Source organism: Steroidobacter sp. (genome assembly GCF_016790065.1).
Lineage (GTDB): Bacteria > Pseudomonadota > Gammaproteobacteria > Steroidobacterales > Steroidobacteraceae > Steroidobacter.
In genome coordinates this window covers 1-4,587 of sequence record NZ_JAEUPY010000608.1, presented here as the reverse complement: position 1 = coordinate 4,587, position 4,587 = coordinate 1, and the positions used below count along the sequence as shown (strand labels likewise).

The 4,587-nt window shown below is 59.7% G+C and carries 2 protein-coding genes; one reads left to right on the top strand and one right to left on the bottom strand.

The genetic code is table 11. The annotated features are described in order from the left end of the window. Window positions 1-141 precede the first annotated feature (141 nt). The gene (locus JNL55_RS25020; RefSeq protein ID WP_293860714.1) at window positions 142-2,283 is read left to right on the top strand and encodes a TonB-dependent receptor; all 2,142 of its coding nucleotides are present in this window, start codon (window positions 142-144) and stop codon (window positions 2,281-2,283) included. Between the two features lie 95 nt (window positions 2,284-2,378). On the opposite strand, the gene JNL55_RS25015 is transcribed toward JNL55_RS25020, so the two are convergent. Continuing rightward, the coding region (locus tag JNL55_RS25015) for a prolyl oligopeptidase family serine peptidase (protein ID WP_293860711.1) at window positions 2,379-4,587 on the bottom strand (2,209 nt) is incomplete at its 5' end.

Below are 4,587 nucleotides of genomic sequence, written 5' to 3'. Positions count from 1 at the left end.
CGCGCCTGTGGCGCTGCAGATACGGACCATCCACACGTCCCATTTGACAAAGATCCGACAATACCCACGCTACCGTAATGCGAATCATTATTGTTTCAATCATACAACAACAGTTGTCTTTCCTGAAATCGAGAAACTCGTATGTCGCTGCCCTCTCATCTTCGCCACGTCTCCATTGCTGTCACATCGATACTGGCAAGCGCTCTCGCGCACGCCGAAGACAGTCCCGCAGTACTGCCCAAAGTACGCGCTACAGCGGAAGCCGAAAGCTACAGCACGCCCATCGCCGCCTCTACCAAAACCGATACCTTGCTGCGTGATGTGCCGCAGTCCATCAGCGTGGTCAGCCGGCAAACCATCAACGACCTGAGCATGCAAAATATCGGCGATGCCGTCGCCTATGTGCCAGGCATCGGCATGGCCCAAGGCGAAGGCAATCGCGAAACCCCAGTGATTCGTGGCAGCAGCTCGACCGGAGACTTCTTCCTCGACGGCATGCGCGATGACGTGCAGTACTACCGCGATTTGTACAACATCGAACAGGTCGAGGTGCTCAAGGGCCCGAACGGCATGCTGTTCGGTCGCGGCGGCGTCGGTGGCTTGATCAATCGTGTCAGCAAGCAAGCCGACGGTCGACAGGTGCGCGATCTGATCCTGCAAGCAGGCTCCAACAGCAACAAGCGCCTGGCTGTGGATGTGGGCCAGAGCCTCACTGACACTGTCGCGTTTCGGGTCAACAGTCTGTATGAGGATTCCGATAGCTATCGCGACGGTGTCACCTTGGAGCGATATGGCATCAATCCGACATTGACGGTACACGCCAGCGACGCGACGACCCTGAGCTTCGGCGTCGAGTATTTCCATGATGAGCGCATTGCCGATCGAGGCGTGTCGTCCTACCTCGGCCGCCCATTGCAAGTGGACGCAGGCACGTTCTTCGGCGATCCGGCACGCTCGCCCACCGACACTACGGTCAAGATGGCCAATGCGCTCATCGAACATCGCTTGAGCGACACCACCCTGCTACGCAGCCGCTTTCGCGTCGCCGACTACGACAAGTTCTATCAGAACGTATTTCCGGGAGCGGTCAATACCGCACCGATCGCCGGCAACCCGGCGGGCACGATGGTGCAGATCTCTGCCTACAACAATGCCACCGAGCGTCGCAACGCCTTCAACCAGACCGACCTGCTGTTCACGCTCGATACCGGCAGCGTACAGCACAACCTGCTGACCGGCTTCGAGCTGGGCCGGCAACAGACCGAGAACTTCCGGGAAACCGGCTACTTCGACAGCGTTGCTCCCGGCACGACCTCGACCCAGGTTCTTTTGAGCAACCCGCGCACCTCGCTGCCGCTCAACTGGCGTCAATCGGCGACCGATGCGGACAACAAAGGCGCGGCGAAAGTTGCCGCACTCTATGTGCAAGACGAGATCGTGCTGACGCCGAAATGGAATGTCGTCGCCGGCCTGCGCTACGACAATTTCAACGTCGACCTGCGAAACAATCGCACCGGTGCCAAGTTCAGTTCGACCGATAACCTGCTGTCGCCGCGGCTGGCGCTGATCCACAAGCCCGTGGAAGAACTGTCGCTGTACGCAAGCTATGCCTTGACCTATCAACCTCGTGCCGGCGACCAACTTGCATCGCTCTCGGCGACCAACAGATCGCTCGATCCGGAAGAATTCACCAACTACGAAATCGGCGCCAAGTGGGATGCCTCGGCCAATCTCGCGTTGACCGCCGCGATCTTCCGCTTGGAACGCGCCAACATCGCGATTCCCGATCCTGCCGATCCGGTCAATCGTTCCATCCTGATCGATGGTCAACGCAATCAAGGAATCGAACTGGGCGTCACCGGTAACCTGACCGAAAGCTGGAGCATCATCGGCGCGTTCGCCTATCAGGATGGTGAAGTCACGCGCGACCAATCGGCGACCGTGCTGAAAGGTTCGCGGCTGGCAGCACTGCCGAAGAACACGTTCTCGCTGTGGAATCGTTATGACATTTCTCAGACGTGGGGCGTCGGTCTCGGCATCATTCGCAAAGATGACTTGCTGGCCGCCACGGAGAACCGGTCGCCGAGCGGCGTCAATGTGACACTGCCCAGCTTCACTCGCGTGGATGCTGCCGCTTACTTCACGTTCAACGATCGATTTCAAGCCCAAGTAAACATCGAGAATCTGCTGGACGAGGACTACTACCAGTTCGCCAACAGCAACACCAACATCACCCCGGGCTCACCGCGCGCGTTCCGCGTCACTCTCACGACATGGTTCTAGAGACAGACGCGGGTTCATCCTGCGCGCCTCAATGGCCGGGAGGCCAGAGGCGCGCTGGGTCGTGGCTGCGCATCACCGGCGCGGCCTCGAGCAACTCACGATGCCTCTTTGCGCTGCTGCCATTGGTCATAGCGTGCCTGACGTTCATTGTCGGATAGCGGCTTGCGTAGCAACCAATAATCCAGCCAAGCGACTTGCCGCTCATAAGCATCCTTGAGCAACAGCGGCTCTTCCCAGCCATGCCCTGAGCGTGGGATGACATGAAGCTCCGCAGGCAACCCGAAATCCCGGAGGCCGGCGAATAGCATGCTGTCCTGGGCCACGCTGTCGCGCTCGCCCGCCTCGATCATCACCGGCGTACTGATTCGATGCAGAGAGAACAGCGCAGTCTGCTCGAACGCCCGAGCTATCACTGCTGGGTCGAACGGGCTCGACAGGCCATACAGATCCCGATACAGCGGTCTCAACTCCGACGGCGCGGCTTGAAGATCCGAGAGTAGATGTGGGGTACCGCCGCCAACGACAGCCGCACGAAAGCGATCCGTCGTGCGTAACACCTGCAGCCCCAGCGTCTCGCCGTAACTGAAACCCAGCAGCCCAAGCTTGTCCGGATCTGCCAAGCCCGAGGCGATCATGGCATCTACTCCGTCGATCACGTCCTGTGCCTGATGCAGGACGTAACTTTGTTCGTCGCGTATGGCGTGACGGAAAGCACGACCGAAACCGTCACGCCCACGGCTGTTCGGTAACAGCACGGCATAGCCCCGCTCTACCAACGCGAGCACTGGATACATTTGATGAGGCGGATTGGCGACCTGATCGACCTGCCCCGGCCCTCCTTGAATCGCGACCAACAACGGGTAGCGCCGCCCGGCTTGATAGTGCGACGGCTTGATGAGCAACCCATGGATGGTCCAGCGACCATCCGCGCTGGGCCAATGCACGGTCTGCGCCGTTGGCACTGTGAGCGAGTCCCACTCCGGATTCAAATGTGTCAGCACCCGCGGAGACATCCGCGTTGTGGCAGATACCAGGATGTCCGCCGGCACTCCAACGCCTTCCTCCGTGAAGGCCACGGTTCGTCCGTCCGCCGAATAGGAAGATTCCCAATAATGTCGCTCAGTACGAGGCGTGAGGCGAGTGACATTCCCGTCCCGCAGGCGAACGCGAAATACGTGCTGACTGAGATGATGGGATGCTTTGATGTCCAGTGCCGCGCCATCCAACGTCCACTGCGGCGCGTACTCGATCGAGGTGCTCGCCACTCGATCCAAATGCTCCCCGATGAATCGAGGCGGCGCAGCGCCGCTCGCGTCCACTACCGCGAGCGTTGTTACGAAAGCCCCGTCGTACTCAGCACCCGGCGGCAAGAAAGGCTGGGACAGGAATGCGATGGTTCGTCCATCAGGCGACCATCGTGGGCGCACGTCGGCACCCTCTCGATCAATGAGCACCCGAACGTCACCTCGCTCAGCATTCGCCACGAACAGATCGCTCACCCACGGGCAGTACTTTCGCATCATGCCCGGCGCTGCTGATCGACAGCCGGCGAATACGAACTGCGTGCTGTCCGGAGACCAATCGAACGAGACCACCTCGTAGTCCTCGCTCACCGCCAGACGAGGCTCGCGGCTGCGCATATCCAGTACCCACAGCTGATTCAACGTACGATCCTGCGGCAGGATTTCCTGGCGAGGATCGAGCACTTCGATGGATCGCAGCGGCTTCGGGGCAGTCGGCACTTTAGTGACTCGCGATACCTGGAGCGCCAGATACCGCCCGTCCGGTGAGAAAGCCATCTCGTACCCGAACTTCTCGTAACGGCCACCCTCGTCACAGCACTTCTGCAGCGCTTGCGCGCTCAACAGTGGGGTGTGCTCGCCTGAAGCGATGTCCAGCAACCGCAGCTCGGCGTCGGTGGAGTACACCAACCCTTTGCCATCGGGAGTCCAAATAACGTTGCTCACCGTCGCGGCATCCAGGGACAGTGCGCGCGATGTTGCATTAGGTTGCTTGGTCGATACGACAAAGAAACAGGTCGGCTGCAGAATCGGACGGTTAGTCGCAAGATCACCCTCCGCTACTCGATAGACCAACCATTGCCCGTCTGCAGAGAGCCGGAGCATTTGCGGGGTCCGTATCGTGAGCAAATCGTCCAGATCGATGGACCGCTTCGCCCCCGGCCGTCGCTCGAAGGTCACGTCCGATTCATCCAACGACATCGTTACTTTGTCGATGACGCCGAGCGAATTACCAAAGAAGTTCAGCGAGTATCGAGCTTGACCTTCTTCGTCCGCCGTATCG

Bases quoted from the DNA above. Each gene is read 5' to 3' on its own strand.
- JNL55_RS25020 (WP_293860714.1), top strand. From the start codon at position 142: ATGTCGCTGCCCTCTCATCTTCGCCACGTCTCCATTGCTGTCACATCG.